Source organism: Pantoea deleyi, from assembly GCF_022647325.1.
GTDB classification, from domain to species: domain Bacteria; phylum Pseudomonadota; class Gammaproteobacteria; order Enterobacterales; family Enterobacteriaceae; genus Pantoea; species Pantoea deleyi.
Map to the genome: position 1 here is coordinate 2,648,445 of NZ_CP071405.1, position 22,410 is coordinate 2,670,854.

The window sequence follows — 22,410 nt, forward strand, 5'->3', positions numbered from 1 at the left end:
TAACTGGCAGGCGGTTAATGGCTATCTCTATGAAAAATGAGATTTTTAGGCGCTTCGGCGGGTCTGATATCGATAACGTTTATTTGTGATAAATTCTGACCTGCCCGGCCGGATCACCGTGACCCGGCCGCATAAAAAAACCCGGCCGGAGCCGGGTTTCGCGTGTCGGTATCGCTTAGCCGATCATGTCGACGCCGTTCATATAAGGGCGTAAAACGTCTGGCACCGCGATGCGGCCATCTTCCTGCTGATAGTTTTCCAGCACCGCGACCAGAGTACGGCCGACAGCCAGGCCTGAACCGTTCAGGGTATGCACCAGGCGTGGCTTCTTATCCTGCTTGCTGCGGCAACGCGCCTGCATGCGACGCGCCTGGAAATCGCCCATGTTGGAGCAGGATGAGATTTCACGGTAGGTATTCTGCGCCGGAAGCCAGACTTCCAGATCGTAGGTTTTGGTTGATCCGAAGCCCATGTCACCGGTGCAGAGCAGCACCTTACGATACGGCAGGTTCAGCAGCTGCAGCACTTTCTCAGCATGACCGGTCAGCTCTTCCAGCGCCTCCATAGAGTGCTCCGGGCTGACAATCTGCACCATTTCCACCTTGTCGAACTGATGCATACGGATCAGGCCGCGCGTGTCGCGACCGTAAGATCCCGCTTCAGAACGGAAGCATGGCGTATGCGCGGTCAGTTTAACCGGCAGGCTCTCCTCTTCGAGGATCTCGTCACGCGCCAGGTTAGTCAGCGGCACTTCTGCGGTAGGGATCAACGCATAGTGGCTGCTGTCTGACTCTTCTTCCAGCGGACGGGTGTGGAACAGGTCTTCGCCAAACTTCGGCAGCTGGCCGGTGCCATACAGCGTTTCATGGTTAACCAGATAAGGCACGTAGGTTTCGAGGTAGCCATGCTGCTCGGTATGCAGGTCGATCATGAACTGGCTCAGTGCGCGATGCAGACGGGCGATCTGCCCCTGCATCACCACAAAGCGCGAGCCGGTCAGCTTCACGGCGGCCGCAAAATCCAGACCTTTGGCTGCTTCGCCCAGTTCAACATGATCTTTAACCGGGAAGCTGAATTCGCGCGGGGTGCCCCAGCGGCTCACTTCCTGGTTTTCACTGTCATCTTTGCCCAGTGGCACTTCGTCTGCCGGAATGTTTGGCAGCGCCAGCGCGAAGTCACGGATTTGATTCTGCAGTTCGTCCAGTTCTGCTTTTGCGCTATCCAGGCGTTCGCCCAGAGCGTTCACTTCCTGACGCAGCGGCTCGATGTCTTCCCCACGTGCTTTGGCCTGACCGATGGATTTGGATCGGGCATTACGCTCAGCCTGCAGATTTTCTGTTTCCACCTGCAACACTTTACGACGCTCTTCGAGCGAGCGCAGCGTGTCCACATCCAGTTTGTATCCCCGGCGTGCCAGTTTTTCTGCGACTGCGTCTGGCTCATTACGCAGCAGATTGGGATCGAGCATGCTTATCCTGTGTATTAATAGTTGGTTAAAAGAAGGGACGCACTCCGTGGAATGCGTTGAAAACATTGCTCACATTACCGTAACGTCTGTGTCAGCGGTAGCGTTTTGTCGGGCTATTTTGATCCTGCTCAGCCAGCCAGCTTAGCTTTTCGCCAATCTTACCCTCCAGTCCGCGCGTGGTCGGGGTGTAATAGCGTACACCGGCCAACTCCTGGGGAAAATAGACTTCGCCCGCGGCATAGGCGTGCGTTTCGTCATGCGCGTAACGGTACTCTTTACCCAGCCCCATCTCTTTCATGAGCTTCGTCGGCGCATTGCGCAGATGTTCCGGCACATCGTAGTCGGGATGGTCGCGGGCATCGCGCATCGCGGCCTTGAAGGCGGTGTAGACGGCGTTACTTTTCGGCGCGCAGGCCAGATAGACGATCGCCTGGGCAATCGCGCGCTCCCCTTCGGCCGGTCCCACGCGTGTAAAGCAATCCCAGGCGGCAATCGCCACCTGCATCCCGCGTGGATCGGCATTGCCGACATCTTCCGAAGCGATAGCCAGCAACCGCCGCGCGACGTAGAGCGGGTCGCCGCCTGCGGTGATGATACGCGCATACCAGTAGAGCGCCGCATCGGGCGCAGAGCCGCGCACCGACTTGTGCAGTGCCGAGATAAGATCGTAGAAACGATCACCCTTGTTATCAAAACGCGCAGAACGCTCACCCGACACTTCATTAAGCAGCTGTGGCGTCAGCTGCCGCTGGCCAGACGCATCGGCTTCGGCCATGTCCGCCATCATCTCCAGCGTGTTCAGCGCCCGACGGGCATCGCCGTTGACCAGTTCAGCGATCATCCGGCGCGTATTGTCTGGCAGCACGATGTCACTGTCGCCATACCCGCGGGTTTTGTCCTGCATCGCCTGATCCAGCACCTGCTCGATATCCGCCTGCGTCAGGGATTTCAGCAGGTAGACGCGGGCGCGCGACAGCAACGCCGAGTTGAGTTCAAACGAGGGGTTTTCGGTGGTTGCACCAATAAAGGTGATGGTGCCATCTTCGATGTGCGGTAAAAACGCATCCTGCTGGCTTTTGTTAAAACGATGCACCTCGTCCACAAACAGGATGGTGCGCCGCCCGGCATGTTTGTTCTGCCGGGCGCGTTCGATCGCCTCACGGATCTCTTTTACGCCGGAGGTCACCGCCGAGATGCGCTCCACATCGGCGTTACCGTAATGCGCGATGATCTCGGCCAGCGTGGTCTTGCCGGTCCCGGGCGGTCCCCACAGGATCATTGAGTGCAGGTGCCCTGCTTCAATCGCACGCGGCAGAGGTTTGCCCGCGCCCAGCAGATGCTGCTGACCAATGTACTGTTTCAATGTTTCTGGCCGCATACGCGCGGCCAGAGGTTTGAAATTTTCGGTGGAAAAATCCAGGGACAGGTTACTCACCGTGGCCTCACTGACGTTGGTCGTCCACCGTGACGCCTTTAGGCGGAGTGAACGTAAATTTATCCGGGCTGATAGCGCCATTCTGCTGGCTCTTCAGCTGGTAGTCGCTGCGCTGCCCATCCTGTTCAATCGCGCTGAAGCGATTGATGGTGCCGCCAGGCGTGACCTGGATGGTGAACTGCTTCAGATTGCCGTCGCTGTTTTTCGGCGTCAGCTCGAAGTTGTCACCCTGCTGTTTGATGTTGTACTGCTTCCAGTCATTTGACTGGTTACGGGCAATCAGCATAAACGGTGTGTTACTGGTCGCATTCTGCAACAGGCTGACGGTCGCCTGCTCAACAAACGGATTGTAGAACCACAGCGATTTGCCGTCGGAGATGATGATGCTTTCGTCCGGCGCGGTCATATGCCAGTTAAACAGGCTGGGGCGTTTTACCCACAGTTCGCCTTCGCCATCCTGAACGTTAGCGCCGCTGCTGTCGGTCACTTTTTGCGTGAAGCTGGCATGGAAGCTGCTGACCTTGTTCAGGCGCTGTTGCAGGTCACTGGAAGCATCAGCCAGAACGCTGGCTGAAGAAAAGGTGGCCAACAGGCCCAGAGCGATTACGCGTAGTTTCATCTGCTGCAATTCCTTATTTAAACGTTCCCATCGATTACTGCATTAAGCCTGGTCGCCGTTCCGCCATCAGAACAGAGGAAAAAACCGAAAGCTGAGTAAGATATGGGGGTTAGCCCCCTAAAAACAATGAGCCAGTGAAAACTGGCTCATTGAATCATGTTTCAAAACATATCGCTGACCGCTACATATCGTGCGGCGGAGGCGACAGCACCTCACGGTTGCCGTTGTGTCCGGGTGCAGAGACGATGCCCTGCGCTTCCATCTGCTCAATGATACGCGCCGCGCGGTTGTAACCGATGCGGAACTGACGCTGAACACCTGAAATCGACGCCCGGCGTTTATCGATGACAAAGCTGACGGCCTGATCAAACAGCGGATCCAGCTCCTCATCACTGTCCATGCCACCGGCGCTTTCGCTCTCTTCGCCTGCGGTAATGCTGTCGATATATTGCGGACGACCGCGGGCTTTCCAGTCCTGCACCACCGCATGCACTTCCTGGTCACGGACAAACGCCCCATGAACACGGATCGGCAGCGAGGAGTTCGGCGGCATATAGAGCATATCACCCATGCCCAGCAGGGATTCCGCCCCGCCCTGATCGAGAATCGTACGGGAGTCAATTTTGCTGGAGACAGTAAAGGCGATACGCGTCGGGATGTTCGCTTTAATCAACCCGGTAATCACATCCACCGAAGGACGCTGGGTCGCCAGCACGAGGTGGATACCGGCGGCACGGGCTTTCTGCGCCAGACGCGCAATCAGCTCTTCCACCTTTTTACCTACGGCCATGATCAGGTCGGCGAACTCATCGACCATCACCACGATGTAAGGCAGTTTTTCCAGAACCGGCGGCGTCATATCCATGCTGTCGCCCGGCTTCCAGAACGGATCGGGAATCGGACGCCCCATCGCCTCTGCCTGTTCCACTTTTTCGTTGTAACCGGCCAGGTTACGCACGCCCAGGGCTGACATCAACTTATAGCGACGCTCCATCTCGCCCACACTCCAGCGCAGCGCATTGGCCGCATCCTTCATGTCCGTGACGACTTCGGTCAGCAGATGCGGAATGCCTTCATAAACCGACAGCTCCAGCATTTTCGGGTCGATCATGATGAAGCGCACTTCTTCTGGCGTTGCCTTGTAGAGCATGCTGATAATCATGGCGTTCACGCCGACAGACTTACCGGAACCGGTGGTACCGGCGACCAGCAGGTGCGGCATTTTTGCCAGATCGGCGACGACTGGCTGCCCGGCGATATCTTTACCCAGCACCACAGAGAGCGGTGACGGGTTATCGCGGAATTTAGGGCAGTCCAGCACTTCGCGCAGGTAAACGGTCTGACGATGTTTGTTCGGCAGTTCCAGACCCACATAGGGTTTACCGGGGATCACCTCTACCACACGCACCGCGACGGTTGAAAGTGAACGCGCCAGGTCACGCGACAGGTTGGAGATGCGCGCCGCTTTCACGCCGGGTGCCAGATCCAGCTCGAACCGGGTGATGACCGGGCCAGGCGAGATGCCGACGACTTCCGCCTTCACGCGATAATCGCCCAGCCGCGCCTCGACCAGACGGGCGGTCTGCTCCAGCGAGAACATATCGACCGGCTCTTCCTCGGCCGGAGGCGCAGTCAGCAGATCCAGCGAAGGCAGTGGTGTAGAGGGTTTCTCCAGTGGCTGTTCATGGCGCATCAGGAACGGATGAATCAGGCTGTCATGCAGTGACGGCTTCGCGTCTTCAACAGGTTCAGGCGCGGCGGCTGGCGTGCCATACGCCGGTGACGAGTAAGCCGGTGTCGCAGGTGCGCTATACGAAGGCGACGCGGCAGGCGTGGTATAGGCCGGTTCGATCGGGGCAGCCGGTGCACTGTAAGCCGGTTCAGCTGGCGCACTGTGAGCGGGTTCCGCTGGCGCAAAGCGGGCCGGAGCAGGCACCTGAGCCGCAGCCTGAGGTTCTGCAACCTCACTCACCTGCTGCCAGGGTTCATGTGAAACCGCAGGCGCTTCCGGTTCCGGCGTCGCCGCAATGGTAAACAGCGGTTCGGTCGGGCCATCATCCACCAGATCTTTCATCGGTGAAAAATCAAACGCAGAGGCGGTATCGATGTTCAGTACCGGCTCTTTCTTCACGTCAGACTGGTAGCGCTGCTGTTGCTGCTCGGCGAACTGACGCGCCAGCGCATCCTGCTGCTGGGCATCCTGTTCTTCTTCATCCTGCTGCCAGCTGGTGCCGTAGCGCTGCTGCTGCTCAGACTGGAAGGCCTGACGCAGTTCAGCCTGCTGTTGCGCCTCTTCGGCCTCAGCCACAGACGCCTGACTCTGCGCCGGTGCCGTTTCACGCTCTTCCGCACGGGCTTTCTCTTCGGCCATGCGCTGAGACGGCAACTTGATACCGTAAGAAGCCAGTTCGCGGCGGGTCGGCAGTTTAACCGGATTAGGTCGTGGCAACGCCGGTCCGATGCCCTGTTTAACCTGCGGGTTAAGTGAGGTTTCCGGCGCTAAGTCGAACACAGGCGCGGTACGCGTGGCCGATGCCGCAGCGGCTGTCGCCGCCGTTGCGGCCGCGGCAGCAGGCACCGCAGTCGCATCACGCCAGTTGCCCATTCTGGGCTCATCGTCATCATAAGCGCTGAATGATGGAGCGGCTGGCGCCTCATCTGGCATTTCGAAACGATAAAGCGGCGGAGAGGCTGCCGGGGCAGACGCAGAGTGCGCTGCCGGAGCATGGTAAGGTTCAGGTGTTCCCTGCGCGGCCGCCGGCGCAGCGTAAGCATCAGGAGCACGCTGCACAGCTGCCGAGGCAGCGTGAGCATCAGGAGCACGCTGCACAGCTGCCGGGGCAGCGTGAGCATCTGGAGCACTCTGCACAGCTGCCGGGGCAGCGTGAGACACAGGGGCGCTCTGCGCTGGCGTCGCCACAGGCTGCGATGCCGGAGTGGCGGCGGCCGGTGTAACCGGCGCTGGCGCGGTATCCACAGCCGCAGGCGCAGGTGTGCCTGCAGCAGCCGGAGCGGCGACGGCAGGTGCGACGCCAGCCGCTTCGGTGGTCGCTGCGACGGCGGCGCTGGTTGCTGCGGCGGCTTTCGCCAGCAGCGGATCGGGCTGTGACGCCGCGCGCGGCGCAGAGAGCAGGACATCATCGTCCTGATCCGCCCCGCTCATTTCAGGCAGATCGGCATACTCGCGCGTATCGCGCTCGTCCTCCTCTTCCTGCCACGGCTCATCGTGACGAGAGCGGTTACTGGCAAACGTCAGTACGCCCATCACCACGCCACCAATCCGCTCCGCAATAGTGAGCCATGACCAGCCGGTATAGAGCGTAATCCCCGCCGCCCAGACGCAGAGCAGCATCAGCGTGCCACCCGCCGGACTGAACCACGGGGCGATCGCGTTACTGACCAGGCTGCCAATCACGCCGCCGGAGGCGAAGTACCAGATATCGTCGGCGTTCAGCGCCGCCATACCACAGGTCGTCACCACCAGCGCAAGTACGCCAATTAAGCGCAGCCCGACCGCAAAGTAGTCGAAATAGTCCTGATTATCGCGCTGCCGGAAAGCAATCCAGCAGAGCCCCAGGATGACGGGCGGAATGGCATACGCCATCACCCCAAAGATGAAGAGTAAGGTGTCGGCCAGCCAGGCACCGGGGCTGCCGCCGAGATTGTGAATGGGTTCATGCCAGGCCGTCTGCGACCAGCTCGGGTCGGAAGGATTAAAACTGACCAGAGAAACCATCAGGTAGATGGCAAACAGCGCCACCAGAATGAGCATCGCTTCCAGCAGACGACGTCCACTGCTCAGCGACTGTAACGAAACGTCTTTATCTTCTGTGTATTCCTGGCTCAAGAGGACTCTCCAGGTGCCTGTAAAGTAAGAAGCAACAGCGTCGGGCAAGCCCGACGCTGATCCTGTATGAATTCACAGGAGTGTACCGAAATCTCACAGGTTTTGCACCTGCGCCGCATCAGCGGGTTTTGATCACCAGCCGGTTGCTCTGTTTGACCTCTTCCATCACCACATAGGTTCGCGTGTCGTTTACGCCCGGCAGGCGCAGCAGGGTTTCACCCAGCAGCTTACGGTAGGCAGACATATCAGGAACGCGCGTTTTCAGCAGGTAGTCGAAATCACCAGAAACGAGGTGACACTCTTGAGTTTCCTCAAGTTTTTGTACAGCGGCGTTAAATTGTTCAAACACATCCGGTGCGCCACGATTCAGAGTAATCTCAACGAATACCAGCAGTGAAGCATCCAGATAGTGCGGGTTCAGCTGCGCGGTATAGCCAAGAATAAATCCCTGACGTTCAAGGCGGCGCACGCGCTCAAGGCATGGCGTAGGCGATAAGCCTACGCGTTTGGAAAGCTCTACGTTTGAAATGCGACCATCTTTCTGAAGTTCGTTCAGAATGTTCCTGTCAATTCTGTCGAGGTCTTTCCCGGGGCGTTTCTTATTGTCTACCATTATTATTGTCTCTCTTAATTCCTTCCCTTTACCTGCCACGCCCTGAAAACGCTCATTGTTCGGGGCATTTCTGAAGTGAGCTAACAGAGCCTGTGTGGTGAGACTTATCGATATGACGCATGTTGTCTGTCCACATCATGCGTCATTATCCATATCAGGCTGCTTTTATCCGGCGTTACGTGCAAAACAGGCGACGAAAACCTGTTTTGTGCCGATAAATGTTATTCACTTCTGATAATGTTTTCGCAAATGCGCAGGCGATTGTCAAAGTAAAATCACCAAATTCAGGACAAGATGCCAGACAGACCGCTGGGTATCTGTTTTTAAATGAGTATTTTTCCACTTCTGCACTGGTTTAACCCGAGTTTTGCCCCCTTTTGGCGCATTGACCAGGCAAAACTGCCGCTCATCGTCTACGCCGTTTGCAGCTATCGTTAACAAAATTGGCTAAGCCTTGTCATTGCCGCCGGATATTCCCTACAATCGCAGGCTATGTCAGCCGAATGAAACTGAGGAACGCATGAGTACGGCCAAACACAGTAAGTTACTCATCCTGGGCTCCGGCCCAGCGGGTTATACCGCAGCCGTTTATGCTGCTCGCGCCAACCTGAATCCGGTACTCATCACCGGTCTGGAAAAAGGCGGACAGCTGACCACCACCACCGAGGTGGAAAACTGGCCGGGCGACCCGCACGATCTGACAGGCCCATCGCTGATGGAGCGCATGCATGAGCATGCCGAAAAATTTAATACTGAGATCATTTTTGATCATATTCACACCGTGGATCTGCAGAACCGGCCGTTCCGCCTGACGGGCGACAGCGGCGAATACACCTCGGATGCGCTGATCATCGCGACCGGGGCGTCAGCGCGCTATCTGGGCCTGCCTTCTGAAGAGGCGTTCAAAGGCAAAGGCGTTTCCGCCTGCGCGACCTGTGACGGATTCTTCTACCGCAACCAGAAAGTGGCGGTCATCGGTGGCGGCAACACGGCGGTTGAAGAGGCACTTTACCTGGCGAACATCGCCGCTGAAGTCCATCTGATTCACCGTCGCGACAGCTTCCGCGCCGAGAAGATCCTGATCGACCGTCTGATGGAAAAAGTGCGCAACGGCAATATCGTGCTGCACACCCATCGCACGCTGGAAGAGGTAACCGGCGATCAGATGGGCGTGACCGGTCTGACGCTGCGCTCTACCCAGAACAGCGATGAGACGGAAGCGCTGGAAGTGGCAGGTCTCTTTGTCGCTATCGGTCACAGCCCGAACACGGCCATCTTTGAGGGCCAGCTGGCGCTGGAGAACGGGTACATCAAAGTGCAGTCAGGTCTGCACGGCAATGCCACCCAGACCAGCATTCCTGGCGTCTTCGCGGCAGGCGATGTGATGGACCATATTTACCGCCAGGCGATCACGTCAGCAGGCACCGGTTGTATGGCTGCGTTAGACGCTGAGCGTTTTCTTGACGGACTGGTTAAAAACGATCAGTAAGTTGTTAACTCTCTGATCTCAAATGTTCCAGGCGACGGTTTTTCAGTCGCCTTTTTTATTGCCCTCATGCTAGATTCTTGCCTCTGAAGCGCGCAAACCGCGTTTCCAGTTTTCCCCCTCATCGACATTTAGCATGGTCTCGCATGGACAAATCGCGGCAGCAGCATCTTACCCGCTGGCTTCGTCAGCAACGTCGTTTCGCCGGTCGCTGGTTGCGGCTCAATACGCTGCTGGGCATGGCAAGTGCCCTGCTGATTATCGCCCAGTCGGCCCTGCTGGCCTCGCTGCTGCAGGCCCTGATTATCGACGGGCAACCGCGTGAGAGCCTGACGTTCAGCATCATGTCGCTGTTGCTCTGCTTTGTCCTGCGCGCCCTGATCAACTATGCCCGTGAACTGACCGGATTCCGGGCCGGACAGGCCATCCGTCAGGCGTTGCGCCAGCAGGTGCTGGATCGGCTGGCTGAACTGGGTCCGGCGTGGATTCAGGGCAAACCTGCCGGAAGCTGGGCGACACTGCTGCTGGAGCAGATCGAAGAGATGCAGGAGTATTACGCGCGTTATCTGCCGCAGATGACCCTGGCAGCGCTGATCCCCTGCTGCATTCTTCTGACTGTTTTTCCACTGAACTGGACAGCCGGTCTGATCCTGCTGGCCACCGCGCCGCTGATTCCGCTGTTTATGGCGCTGGTCGGGATGGGCGCAGCCGAGGCGAACCGCCGCAACTTCCTGGTGCTGGCCCGGCTGAGCGGAAACTTTCTCGATCGCCTGCGCGGCCGCGAAACGCTGCGGCTCTTTAATCGCGGCGCAGCCGAGCAGGCGGCCGTTGCCACGGCGACCACCGATTTTCGTCAGCGGACGATGGAGGTGCTGCGCCTCGCCTTTCTCTCCTCTGCGGTGCTGGAGTTCTTTGCCTCGTTAGCGATTGCGGTGGTGGCCGTCTACTTTGGCTTCTCCTATCTGGGCGAACTCCACTTCGGCGACTACGGCCAGGGTGTCACGCTGTTTGCCGGTTTTCTGGTACTGATCCTCGCCCCGGAATTTTTCCAGCCCTTGCGCGATCTTGGCGCGTTCTATCATGCCAAAGCGCAGGCGGTCGGCGGTGCCGATGCGCTTGAGGCTTTTATGCAGGCCACACCCGACGCCGCGCCGCAGGAGGGTCAGCAACCTTTCACCGCCAGTGGCGCTGTTCAGGTGATTGCCACGGATCTGCGCGTCTGTGCCCCCGATGGCCAGCTGCTGTGTGGTCCCCTGACCTTCACCATCGCGCCGGGTGAACAGGTTGCGCTGGTCGGTCAGAGCGGGGCCGGTAAAACCGCCCTGATGAACGCCCTGCTGGGTTTCCTGCCCTATCAGGGATTCCTGACGGTCAACGGCACGGAACTGCGCGAGATACGGCGATCGGACTGGCATCAGCAGCTTAGCTGGGTCGGACAGAATCCTCAGTTACCGGCCGCCACTCTGCGCGACAATATTCTGATGGGAGCCGCCTGTGAGGCCGACCGTTTTGATGCGCTGCTCGACTCGTGCGGCATTACCGAGTTTCTGTCTCTTCTGCCGCAGGGCATCGACACACCGCCAGGCGAAGGCGGCACGCTGCTCTCCGTGGGCCAGGCGCAGCGCATCGCGGTCGCTCGCGCACTCTATAAACCCGCTCATCTTTTACTGCTCGATGAACCTGCCGCCAGCCTCGATGCGCTGAGTGAACGTCATGTGATGGTGGCGCTGAACCAGGCCGCGAGCCGTCAGACCACGCTGATGATTACCCATCAGATCGACACACTGAGCCGCTGGCCGACCCTGTGGGTGATGGAAGCGGGTAAACTGGTGCAACAGGGAAGCTGGGCGCACCTCTCGCAACAGCCGGGTGCCTTCAGTGAGATGCTGAAGCATCGTCAACAGGAGATCCACTGATGTCCGCCCTGCGTCCTTTTCTTCGTCTCTGGCAGCGCCACCCTTTTCGCCTGGCGCTGGGTATCGTACTGGCGATTGTGACCCTGCTGGCCAGTATCAGCCTGCTGACCCTGTCCGGCTGGTTCCTTGCCGCCTCGTCCGTAGCGGGCGTCGCCGGACTCTATACCTTCAACTATATGCTGCCTGCGGCGGGCGTACGCGGGGCCGCGATCATTCGCACGGCCGCACGCTATGCTGAACGCCTGGTCAGTCACGACGCGACGTTCAGAGTCCTGCAGCATCTGCGTGTTCATACGTTCGGTCGTCTGATGGCGCTCTCGCCGGGCCAGCTGTCGCTGTTCCGCCAGGCCGATCTGCTTAACCGCTTTGTGGCCGATGTCGATACGCTGGATCATCTCTATCTGCGTGTCATCTCGCCGCTGACGGGCGCCTTTGTGGTGATAGTGGTGGTGACACTCGGGCTGAGCCTGATCGCTGTTCCGCTGGCACTGACGCTGGGCGGGATCATGCTGGGCACCCTGGTGCTGATGCCCGCGCTGTTTTATCGCCTCGGCTCGCCGGCCGGTATCGCGATTGCCCGCGGCCGCGCCCGCTGGCGCTTACAGCTGACGCAGTGGCTGTCGGCGCAGGCGGAACTGACGCTGTATGGCGCGTCACAGCAGTGGCGCCGGCAGCTTGATGCGGATGAGCAGCGCTGGCAGCAGGCTCAGCGCCAGCAACAGCATCTGCAGGCGGCGGCGCAGAGCCTGCTGCTGCTGATCAACGGCGTAACGGTCACCCTGCTGCTCTGGCTCGGCGCCGCGACCATCAGCGACCAGCAGCTGCCCGGTTCGCTGATTGCGCTGGTCGTGTTTTGCTCACTGGCGGCCTTTGAAGCACTGGCCCCGATTGCCGGGGCATTTCTGCCGATGTCGCAGGTGATCGCGGCCGCGCAGCGGGTCAGTGAGGTGATCGATCAGCCTCCCGCAATCGCTTTTCCGGCAGCGTCGGCGGCGCAACCTGGCAGCCTGACCGTCCGCATCGACCAGCTTGATTTCAGCTACCCTGGCCGTCCGGAGAAGGTGCTGAACGGCTGTTGTCTCACGGTGAACGCAGGCGAGCGCATAGCGCTTCTGGGGCCGACCGGCTGCGGAAAATCTACGCTGCTGGCCCTGTTAACCCGTGGCTGGGAGAGCCAGCACGGCACGATCAGCCTCAACGATCGGCGCATTGCTGACTGGTCAGAGTCTGAACTGCGCCAGCGCATCAGCGTGGTCACGCAGCGAGTTCATCTTTTCAGTCAGAGCCTGCGCGATAACCTCCTGCTGGCCTGTCCCGACGCCAGCGACGAGCGGCTAATCCGCGCCCTGAACGATGTCGGTCTGCAGCGGCTGCTTGAGAACCCGGAAGGGCTGAACGCCTGGATGGGCGAAGGCGGCCGGCCGCTGTCAGGCGGCGAGCTGCGTCGTCTCGCGCTGGCACGCGCGCTGCTGCATGATAGCGATCTCTGGCTGCTGGATGAACCGACCGAAGGTCTGGATGCCACAACCGAGCAGCATATTCTCGCGTTGCTGCAGCAGTTAACGGCAGGCAGAACCGTGATAATGGTGACCCATCGGCTCAGCGGCCTGGAAGCGATGGATCGCATCTGCGTGATGGATAACGGCGAAATTATCGAACAGGGCAGCCATGCCGAATTAATCTCAAAAGCAGGTCGCTACTGGCGTTTCCGGCAGCGTATTGCGTTATAGTCATAGCGAAACGCTGATGGGTAACATAACGCAATGAGACTGGTTCAACTGTCACGAGAATCTCTGCACTTTCCCCCACCCGAAATGGCCCTGCGCGAGCCGAATGGCCTGCTTGCCATGGGGGGCGATCTCTCCCCTGCCCGGTTACTTAACGCCTATCAGCACGGCATCTTTCCCTGGTTTTCCTCCGGCGACCCGATTCTCTGGTGGTCGCCCGATCCCCGCGCGGTGCTGCTGCCCGGACAGTTCCATCTCAGCCGCAGCATGAAACGTTTCCACAGCCGATCGCCCTATCGCGTCACCATGAATCAGGCGTTTGATGCGGTGATTGAGGGCTGCGCCAGCGGCCGCGAGGAAGGCACCTGGATCACCTTTGAGATGAAACGCGCCTGGCTGCGGCTCTATGAGCTGGGCCACGCGCACTCGATTGAAGTCTGGGACGAGCAGCAGCTGGTCGGCGGCCTGTATGGCCTTGCGCTGGGACAAATCTTCTGCGGCGAATCGATGTTCAGCCGTCAGCAGAATGCCTCTAAAACCGCACTCTGGGTCTTTTGTCAGCATTTTATCCGACACCAGGGACAGCTGATCGACTGCCAGGTGCTCAATCCTCATACGGCCTCGCTGGGCGCGCAGGAGATCCCGCGGGCTGACTATCTGCAGTATGTACAACGCCTTGCGAGCCAGCCGGTCAGCGAAGGCTGCTGGCAGACACAAACCCTTTTTTAGCCGTGTCGAGATGTTTTGCACACATAAAGGCGGTTAAGTGGTATAATGGTCGGGTTTGGTATGTCGTCCGCGCTTCGCAATCCTGAGCCGGAATTGCCAGGCTGGGAATCTCAACGCACTCTCGGAACTGTTTTCAATCGTGCGCGTGTAACCGGTTGATACAGATTCTTAGCCCGCTAATCCCCTGCAGACGTCACATAAACACCCTAATTTTACCGGATGCGCGCCCTGGCGTGCACCCCAGCAAAGCGTTGGCAAAATCGCCGACGGTTCTTTACATAAATCGTTGGATTGGGCATTATCTTGCCGGTTCAACTGAAAGGTAGTACACCCAGAGGATTCGATGGCCAAAGAAGACAATATTGAAATGCAAGGTACCGTACTGGATACGTTACCTAACACCATGTTCCGCGTAGAACTTGAGAACGGACACGTGGTTACTGCTCACATCTCCGGTAAAATGCGCAAAAACTACATCCGCATCCTGACGGGTGACAAAGTGACCGTTGAGCTGACCCCGTACGACCTGAGCAAAGGCCGCATTGTCTTCCGTAGTCGCTAATTTGCAGTAATCTCATCGCTTTGCGTTAAGCAGCGAAAAAAAGGCCGGATAATCATCCGGCCTTTTTCATTTCTGCAGCGGGGCTTAGTGCACCGTGCCTTCCGTTTTACGTTTTTCTGCGCTCAGGAAGTGATAGGTCAGTTCACCCTTCTCACGATCCAGCGCCACTGACACTGAGCCACCATCCACCAGTGAACCAAACAGTAGTTCGTTGGCTAACGGTTTTTTCAGGCTGTCCTGCACGGTGCGCGCCATCGGACGGGCGCCCATCGCTTTGTCATAGCCCTTCTCAGCCAGCCAGTCGCGCGCTTCATCGCTGACTTCCAGCGACACGCCTTTCGCATCCAGCTGCGCCTGCAGTTCGACAATAAACTTGTCGACCACCTGATGGATCACCGCTGGTGACAGGTGACTGAACCAGATAATGTTGTCGAGACGATTGCGGAACTCTGGCGTAAAGATCTTTTTGATCTCTTCCATCGCGTCGCTGCTGTTGTCCTGATGAATCAGGCCGATCGATTTACGTTCGGTCTCGCGCACACCGGCGTTGGTGGTCATGACCAGCACCACGTTACGGAAGTCCGCTTTGCGACCGTTGTTGTCGGTCAGCATACCGTTATCCATCACCTGCAGCAGCAGGTTAAAGACATCCGGATGCGCTTTCTCGATCTCATCCAGCAGCACGACCGCGTGCGGATGCTTAATCACGGCATCGGTCAGCAGACCGCCCTGATCAAAACCGACGTAGCCCGGAGGCGCACCGATCAGGCGGCTGACGGTGTGACGCTCCATGTACTCGGACATGTCGAAACGCAGCAGCTCAATGCCCAGTGCTTTCGCCAGCTGCACGGTGACTTCCGTTTTACCCACACCGGTCGGACCGGCGAACAGGAAGGAACCAACCGGCTTGCGATCCTGACCCAGACCGGCGCGGCTCATCTTGATCGCTTCGGTCAGCGCCTCGATAGCGTTGTCCTGGCCAAACACCAGCATCTTCAGGCGATCGCCCAGATTTTTCAGCGTATCGCGGTCGGTTGCCGACACGCTCTGCTCCGGAATACGGGCAATACGCGCCACGACCGTTTCAATGTCAGAGACGTTGATGGTTTTCTTACGCTTGCTGGCTGGCATCAGGCGCGCACGGGCACCCGCCTCATCAATCACGTCAATCGCCTTGTCGGGCAGATGACGATCGTTGATATACTTCACCGCCAGCTCCACGGCGGCGCGCACCGCTTTCGCGGTATAACGCACATCGTGATGCGCTTCGTACTTGGTTTTCAGGCCGTTCAGGATCTGCACGGTCTCTTCGACAGAAGGTTCCGTGATGTCGATCTTCTGGAAACGACGGGCCAGCGCACGATCTTTTTCGAAGATGTTGCTGAACTCCTGATAGGTGGTGGAGCCCATTACCCGGATCTTGCCCGACGAGAGCAGCGGTTTGATCAGGTTAGCCGCATCGACCTGGCCGCCTGATGCCGCACCCGCACCGATGATAGTATGGATCTCATCGATAAACAGGATGCTGTGCTCGTCCTGCTCCAGCTGCTTCAGCAGCGCTTTGAAACGTTTTTCAAAGTCACCACGGTACTTGGTGCCCGCCAGCAGCGAACCGATATCCAGCGAGTAGATGGTGCACTCTTTCATCACTTCCGGAACGTCGCCCTGCTCGATACGCCAGGCGAGACCTTCTGCGATAGCGGTTTTACCCACACCCGATTCGCCCACCAGCAGGGGGTTATTTTTACGACGACGGCACAGGACCTGAATGGTACGTTCCAGCTCTTTATCGCGACCAATCAGTGGATCGATCCCACCGACGCGAGCAAGCTGATTAAGATTGGTGGTGAAGTTTTCCATACGCTCCTCCCCGCCTGCTTGCTCTTCGTTAACCGGATTTTCAGCGCCTGGCGCCTGGCCCGGCTCATCTTTGCGTGTACCGTGAGAGATAAAGTTCACCACATCAAGGCGGCTCACTTCATGTTTGCGTAACAGATAGGCCGCTTGCGACTCCTGTTCGCTGAAGATGGCGACCAGCACATTCGCCCCGGACACTTCGCTGCGACCGGATGACTGGACATGGAAAACCGCACGCTGCAGGACGCGCTGGAAGCTGAGCGTGGGTTGTGTATCGCGCTCCTCTTCGCTGGCGGGCAGCACCGGTGTGGTCTGTTCGATGAAGGCTTCGAGTTCCTGCCGCAGAGCCACCATGTCCACCGTACAGGCTTCCAGTGCCTCTCTGGCCGACGGGTTACTGAGCAACGCCAGTAACAGATGCTCGACGGTCATAAACTCATGACGGTGCTCACGCGCTCTGGCGAAAGCCATATTTAAACTGAGTTCCAGTTCTTGATTGAGCATTAGGCACCTCCCCCAATTATCGCCCTTACCAGCTTCCTATATGGAGACGGGTTCAGGCTTTTTCCAGCGTACACAGCAACGGATGATGGTTTTCCCGCGCATAGTTGTTCACCTGGGCCGCTTTTGTTTCCGCGACTTCTGCAGTAAATACACCACAGATCGCTTTGCCGTGATAGTGAACTTTCAACATCAGTTGCGTTGCACGTTCAACATCATAAGAAAAGAACTTTTGTACAACGTCAATAACAAATTCCATAGGTGTATAATCGTCATTATTCAGAATGACTTTATACATTGAAGGTGGCTTTAACCCTTCACGTACTTTGTCTTCGGCCAGATGTTCAAAGTTAAGCCAGTCGTTTGTGTTTGCCATAGTGTTCCGTTGAGATTGTGCTTTAGCCTTTCTGAGGCTTCATGTTGAAAGTTTAACATGCCTGTCAAGCGGCTGATCGCTGCTGAAAATTTATTCAGAAATTTCCCTGCGCGACCTGCATCACAAAATTCGTAATAGCGTTAACTGCCTCAAATTTTGATGAATTTTTCCCCACCTGGCCCGGTGGTTTGCTTGACGCCAGCGGCGCTTTCTCTACATTCTACCTGCACAGGCTGATTGAGTTTTAATCAAATGCGACTCACAGCGCTAAGACCTCACCTACTTATAAAATGTCTTGCGAGGGAAGTAAAAGCATGGAAACGGGCACAGTTAAATGGTTCAACAATTCCAAAGGCTTTGGCTTTATCTGTCCGGTCGGCGGTGGCGAAGATATTTTTGCGCACTACTCCACCATTCAGATGGAGGGCTACCGGACGCTGAAGGCAGGCCAGCAGGTTCAGTTCGATGTGCATGAAGGCCCGAAAGGCAATCACGCCAGCCTCATCGTCCCGGTCGGGGTGCCGCAGGCCGTCGCCTGACCGCTGCCTGTCGCTGAACCCTATCCACAAATGCCAGCCAGTGCCGCTGGCATTTTCCTGTGCGCGGGACGTTAATCTGCCTGTCCCTGCGCCAGCCCCACGACCCGTTCAAACATCTGCCGCAGCAGCGCCGGAATAGCCTGCGAGCCCCGTTCTGCGGCGGCGCTGGCGACGGCGATCGCCAGTTCTGGCTTCGAACTGCGATGGATAGCTTTAGTAATAATACGCCGGGAACTCATCGGAACGTTTAACGGCAGGTGCGCCATCTGATGATAGACATCCTGAAACCCCTGGTGATAAAGAAAGTTCTCCATATCCAGGGCGGGCAGCTGTGTGAGGAAGCGGGGTTCGGGCTCCCCCGGCTGAAGCTGCGCGCGCGCCGCGCTGGCATACTTGTTACCCGCCTGATCGCCATCCGTCAGGACATGCCAGGCAATGCCCATCCGCCGGGCAAATTTCAGCAGCGGCTTCAGGCCCGACTGCGCAAACTCGATCACTTTTATCCCTTCGGCCGCGAAGTTGTAGCCACACTGCTGTGCCAGCTCATGCATGATCCAGACCTCGGTTTCGCCCTCCACCAGCAACCAGCAGCGGGCAAACAGCGCGGCAGGCCGGTTGACCCGGATATGAAAGCCGATGCGACGGCTCTCCTCGGCACTCAGCCCTTCCGGGCCGATGCGCCAGGCGGCGACACGCGACGGCCCGCGCACCAGCCGGCAGACGTGCTCCACCGGCACCTGCGACAGCAGCTCGGCGGAATTGGTGGTGGCGATTTTCTGCAGCGGTAACAGCCTCAGCAGGTTCCAGGCCACTGACAGCATGATCGGATGCAGCCGGGTTTCCGGATCTTCAATCAGCAGCAGCGGCCGGGCATCGGCGGCCAGCGGCACCTCGCCCCGCGCCGCTATCAGCAGGGTAAACATCTGCAGCAGTATCAGCTGGCGGCTGCGGGAATCGGTGCCGGCAATCAGCTGATTCAGGTGATCCAGCGCCCGCCAGCCGTGCATCCCGTCGCGCGTGTGCGATTCCCGATCGCGTGGCGCGTTAACGGCCTCCGGCGGCTGCACCAGAAAGTAGTGCTGCATCAGCTGCTGCATGGTTTTCAGCCCCTGGCGCAGAACCTCGTCGCTGAGCTGTTGCGGATGGCGCTCCAGGTCACGCGCCAGACGCTCCATGCCAGCCAGCAGCTCGGGATGTGCCGGGGTGACAGGCGCACGATGCCGCGTCCGTTTACTGAAGCGGGCGTCGCGCAGGCGGAGCACCGGATAGCGCTTCAGCAACAGCGCAATCGCCGCCGCGCTGTTCTGCTCCGTTAAGCGCTGCCCCTTCGCGTCCACGAAACAGCGTCGGGATTCGATGCCGCTCTCCCGCCAGGTCGCACTGACGCTGTAATAAATCCAGCGCTGGCCCTGCGCATCCTGCTGCCAGAAAGGGGAGAAGATCGCGTCCGGATCGCGGCCATCGTCCCGATAGTGAAACACCACCGACAGGCGTCGCATGGCGTCGGTGACGTCGCCCGGCGTGAAGTGGAAATCGCCCTGAGTAAAAACGTAGGCCGGTTCATGGGGCGAAAGCAGCAGGCTCAGGGCATCCAGCAGGCTGGATTTCCCCCAGGCGTTTTCACCAATCAGCAGAGTGGTCCGGGTTAAAGGCAGTGAGAGCTTATTAATGCCGCGGAAACCGCGAATGTCGATATGTTCCAGAATCATAGGCGTCCTTCCTCCGGTTATAAAGAGCATGGTTGTCGTCAGCCAGCCGGTCAAGCTGCAACGGGGTTTACTCCGTTACGCTTTTTCGCTAGCGTGTGGCCTCTTTCCTCCATGGATGGCCTCTGCTATGTATTCCGGACTCCTGATTATCCTGCTGCCCCTGATCGCGGGCTGGCTGTTACCCTTCCGCCAGACGGCCATGCTACGCCGCGTCAATCAGCTGCTGGGCTGGATGGTCTATGTGATCCTGTTCTTTATGGGTATCAGCCTGGCGTTCCTCGATAACCTCGGCAGCAATCTGCTGGCGATCTTTCACACCGCGCTGGTGGCGGCCTTCTGCATTCTGCTTTGTAATTTGCTGGCGCTGCGCGGTCTGGAAAGGTTTGTTCCGTGGCAGCATCACCACCGGCAGGAGAAGCTGCCTTCGCGGCTGAATATGGCGCTGGACTCCCTGAAACTCTGCGGAGTCGTGGTCATCGGTTTTCTGCTTGGCCTGACCCAGTGGCCTCTGCTGCACCACGCCGCGACGGCCAGCGAATATGCGCTGATCTTCCTGCTGTTCCTGGTGGGGATTCAGCTGCGCGGCAGCGGCATGACGCTGCGCCAGATTATCCTCAACCGTCGCGGTATGCTGGTCGCCAGCGTGGTGCTGGTCAGTGCGCTTATCGGCGGTGCGATTGCGGCGCTGCTGCTGGGCCTGCCGGTGAAAACCGGTCTGGCCTTATCCAGCGGCTTTGGCTGGTACTCGCTTTCCGGGATCCTGATGACCGAAGCCTTTGGCCCGGTGACCGGCAGCGCCGCTTTCTTTAACGATCTGATTCGTGAACTGGTGGCGATCATGCTGATTCCGGTGCTGATTGGCCGTCATCGCTCCAGCGCGCTGGGCCTGTGCGGAGCCACCTCCATGGACTTTACCCTGCCGGTGCTGCAGCGGGCGGGCGGTAATGAAATTGTCCCGGCCGCCATCGTGCATGGCTTTGTGATGAGCCTGCTGGCGCCGATTCTTATCGCCCTCTTCTCCGCCTGACCGCAAGTCAGCCCCGCTACAGACGCTCCTTAAACCCGGGGGCGTCATCGGGCGGTCGGGATCAGCCGCTCCGCTTTCTTCTGGCGTCCGGCGGCTGATTGCCAGTAGCGCCTGCGGTTATCCGGCCTGCCCTGCGAGCGCATTTTTTCACGCCTGCTTTTCTGCCGTGTCGTCTACGCTTCTTTTTTCAGTTCTGGTCACGTCACGTTGCCGGACGGATCGATAAAGGAGAAGCGCATGAAACAAACCGTAGCGGCACTGGTCGCTAAAACGCTGGAAAGCGCAGGCGTAAAACGCATCTGGGGCGTCACCGGAGACTCCCTGAACGGCCTGAGCGACAGCCTTAATCGCATGGGCACCATCGAGTGGATGCCAACCCGTCATGAAGAGGTCGCCGCCTTTGCGGCCGGTGCGGAAGCGCACATCAGCGGAGAACTGGCGGTCTGTGCCGGTTCCTGCGGGCCGGGTAACCTGCATCTGATTAACGGTTTGTTCGACTGCCACCGCAACCGCGTACCGGTTCTGGCGATTGCGGCACACATCCCCTCCAGCGAAATCGGCAGCGGCTATTTCCAGGAAACGCATCCGCAGGAGCTGTTCCGCGAATGCAGCCACTACTGCGAACTGGTGTCGAATCCGGAGCAGCTACCGCAGGTGCTGGGCATCGCGATGCGAAAAGCGATTCTGAATCGCGGGGTCTCGGTGGTGGTACTGCCAGGGGATATTGCCCTGCAGCTGGCGCCGGAAAGCGCCCGCGCAGAGTGGTATCCGCCGCAGTTGCCGCAGGTTCTGCCCCAGCCCGCCGAACTGGCGCAGCTGGCACAGACGCTGAACGAAGCCTCAGAGATTACTCTCCTGTGCGGCAGTGGCTGTGCCGGAGCACATCAGGAAGTCGTCGCCCTGGCTGAGGCGCTGAAGGCCCCGATAGTTCATGCGCTGCGCGGGAAAGAGCATATCGAATATGACAACCCCTATGACGTCGGCATGACCGGGCTGATCGGTTTCTCCTCCGGCTTCCACGCCATGATGAACGCCGGCACGCTGGTGCTGCTGGGCACCCAGTTTCCCTATCGCGCCTTCTATCCGGAAAAGGCGCGGATTATCCAGATCGACATCAATCCCGGCAGCCTGGGGTCGCACTGTCACGTCGATCAGGCCTATGTCGGCGATGTAAAAAGTACGCTACAGGCGCTGCTCCCTCAGCTGACGCCGAAAAGCGATAGCCGCCATCTCGACAGCGCGGTGAAGCACTACGGCGAGGCGCGGAAAAGTCTGGACGAGCTGGCGCAGCCCAACGATAAGCAGGCGATCCATCCGCAATATCTGGCGCAGCAAATCAGCCACTACGCCAGCGACGACGCCATTTTTACCTGCGACGTCGGCACCCCGACCGTCTGGGCGGCGCGCTATCTGAAGATGAACGGCAGACGCCGCCTGCTGGGTTCGTTTAACCACGGCTCGATGGCGAATGCGATGCCGCAGGCGCTGGGGGCGCAGTCGATCGATCGCGATCGTCAGGTCGTCGCGCTATGCGGCGACGGCGGCTTCAGCATGCTGATGGGCGATTTTATCTCGCTGGCGCAGCTGAAAATGCCGGTGAAAATCGTGATCTTCAACAACAGCGTGCTGGGCTTTGTGGCGATGGAGATGAAGGCGGGCGGCTATCTGACCGACGGCACGGAACTGAATAATCCCGATTTCGCCGCTATCGCCGAGGCGTGTGGGATCCGGGGGATCCGCGTGGAAAAGGCGTCGGATCTCAATGGCGCGCTGGAAGAGGCGTTTGCCCATGATGGCCCGGTGCTGGTGGACGTCATCACCGCCAAAGAGGAGCTGGCGATGCCGCCGCAGATCAAGCTGGAGCAGGCCAAAGGCTTCAGCCTCTATATGCTGCGCGCCATTATGAATGGTCGCGGCGACGAGGTGGTAGAACTGGCGAAAACCAACTGGCTGCGGTAAAACAGAGAGGCTATACGGGCGGGCGCAAGGCCCGCCTTTT

General features: G+C 58.7%; 16 protein-coding genes. 8 read left to right on the top strand and 8 right to left on the bottom strand.

The window, feature by feature from the left end:
• Positions 1-175: 175 nt before the first annotated feature.
• From serS to lrp, 5 genes are all read right to left on the bottom strand, one after another.
• Positions 176-1,468 carry a serine--tRNA ligase gene (gene serS / locus J1C59_RS12500; RefSeq protein ID WP_128085812.1) on the bottom strand — a complete coding sequence of 431 codons (1,293 nt, stop codon included), beginning with the start codon at positions 1,466-1,468 and terminating at the stop codon, positions 176-178.
• Between the two features lie 91 nt (positions 1,469-1,559).
• Positions 1,560-2,903, bottom strand: coding sequence for a replication-associated recombination protein A (locus tag J1C59_RS12505; RefSeq protein WP_128085811.1), 1,344 nt, complete (start codon positions 2,901-2,903; stop codon positions 1,560-1,562).
• Positions 2,904-2,910: 7 nt separating this feature from the next.
• On the bottom strand, positions 2,911-3,522 hold the full coding sequence (lolA, locus tag J1C59_RS12510; protein ID WP_031376650.1) for an outer membrane lipoprotein periplasmic chaperone LolA: 612 nt from the start codon (positions 3,520-3,522) through the stop codon (positions 2,911-2,913).
• Positions 3,523-3,703: 181 nt separating this feature from the next.
• Positions 3,704-7,369 (bottom strand): DNA translocase FtsK 4TM domain-containing protein, encoded by a 3,666-nt coding sequence (locus J1C59_RS12515; RefSeq protein ID WP_140917167.1) that lies wholly within the window; start codon positions 7,367-7,369, stop codon positions 3,704-3,706.
• A gap of 118 nt (positions 7,370-7,487) precedes the next feature.
• Complete coding sequence (gene lrp / locus J1C59_RS12520; RefSeq protein WP_006118610.1) at positions 7,488-7,982, bottom strand: leucine-responsive transcriptional regulator Lrp; 495 nt, start codon at positions 7,980-7,982, stop codon at positions 7,488-7,490.
• Positions 7,983-8,502: 520 nt separating this feature from the next.
• Here lrp and trxB point away from each other — a divergent pair.
• The 5 genes from trxB (at position 8,503) to infA (ending at position 14,402) form a co-directional block, all read left to right on the top strand.
• Positions 8,503-9,471 (top strand): thioredoxin-disulfide reductase, encoded by a 969-nt coding sequence (gene trxB, locus J1C59_RS12525; RefSeq protein ID WP_128086773.1) that lies wholly within the window; start codon positions 8,503-8,505, stop codon positions 9,469-9,471.
• Between the two features lie 143 nt (positions 9,472-9,614).
• Positions 9,615-11,384 carry a heme ABC transporter permease/ATP-binding protein CydD gene (gene cydD / locus J1C59_RS12530; protein WP_128086774.1) on the top strand — a complete coding sequence of 590 codons (1,770 nt, stop codon included), beginning with the start codon at positions 9,615-9,617 and terminating at the stop codon, positions 11,382-11,384.
• On the top strand, positions 11,384-13,114 hold the full coding sequence (gene cydC, locus J1C59_RS12535; protein ID WP_140917166.1) for a heme ABC transporter ATP-binding protein/permease CydC: 1,731 nt from the start codon (positions 11,384-11,386) through the stop codon (positions 13,112-13,114). The genes cydD and cydC overlap by 1 nt, the downstream gene beginning before the upstream one ends.
• A gap of 33 nt (positions 13,115-13,147) precedes the next feature.
• On the top strand, positions 13,148-13,840 hold the full coding sequence (gene aat / locus J1C59_RS12540; protein WP_128086733.1) for a leucyl/phenylalanyl-tRNA--protein transferase: 693 nt from the start codon (positions 13,148-13,150) through the stop codon (positions 13,838-13,840).
• A 343-nt stretch (positions 13,841-14,183) separates the two neighbouring features.
• The gene (gene infA, locus J1C59_RS12545; protein ID WP_002211347.1) at positions 14,184-14,402 is read left to right on the top strand and encodes a translation initiation factor IF-1; all 219 of its coding nucleotides are present in this window, start codon (positions 14,184-14,186) and stop codon (positions 14,400-14,402) included.
• A gap of 84 nt (positions 14,403-14,486) precedes the next feature.
• On the opposite strand, the gene clpA is transcribed toward infA, so the two are convergent.
• Entirely contained in the window at positions 14,487-16,763 is a 2,277-nt protein-coding gene (clpA, locus tag J1C59_RS12550) for an ATP-dependent Clp protease ATP-binding subunit ClpA (RefSeq protein WP_128086734.1), read from the bottom strand.
• A gap of 52 nt (positions 16,764-16,815) precedes the next feature.
• On the bottom strand, positions 16,816-17,136 hold the full coding sequence (gene clpS / locus J1C59_RS12555) for an ATP-dependent Clp protease adapter ClpS (protein ID WP_003849318.1): 321 nt from the start codon (positions 17,134-17,136) through the stop codon (positions 16,816-16,818).
• Between the two features lie 314 nt (positions 17,137-17,450).
• Between clpS and cspD the strand changes: the two genes are divergently transcribed.
• Complete coding sequence (cspD, locus tag J1C59_RS12560; protein WP_128086735.1) at positions 17,451-17,675, top strand: cold shock-like protein CspD; 225 nt, start codon at positions 17,451-17,453, stop codon at positions 17,673-17,675.
• 71 nt (positions 17,676-17,746) lie between these two features.
• Here cspD and J1C59_RS12565 read toward each other — a convergent pair whose 3' ends face one another.
• Positions 17,747-19,384: an ATP-dependent nuclease gene (locus tag J1C59_RS12565; protein WP_140917165.1), complete on the bottom strand. Its 1,638-nt coding sequence runs from the start codon at positions 19,382-19,384 to the stop codon at positions 17,747-17,749.
• A gap of 127 nt (positions 19,385-19,511) precedes the next feature.
• On the opposite strand from J1C59_RS12565, the gene J1C59_RS12570 reads away from it, so the two are divergent.
• Positions 19,512-20,411 (top strand): LysO family transporter, encoded by a 900-nt coding sequence (locus J1C59_RS12570; protein WP_128085255.1) that lies wholly within the window; start codon positions 19,512-19,514, stop codon positions 20,409-20,411.
• Positions 20,412-20,648: 237 nt separating this feature from the next.
• A complete protein-coding gene (gene poxB, locus J1C59_RS12575; RefSeq protein ID WP_128085256.1) occupies positions 20,649-22,370 on the top strand; it encodes a ubiquinone-dependent pyruvate dehydrogenase in 1,722 nt (573 codons plus the stop codon).
• Positions 22,371-22,410: the final 40 nt, after the last annotated feature.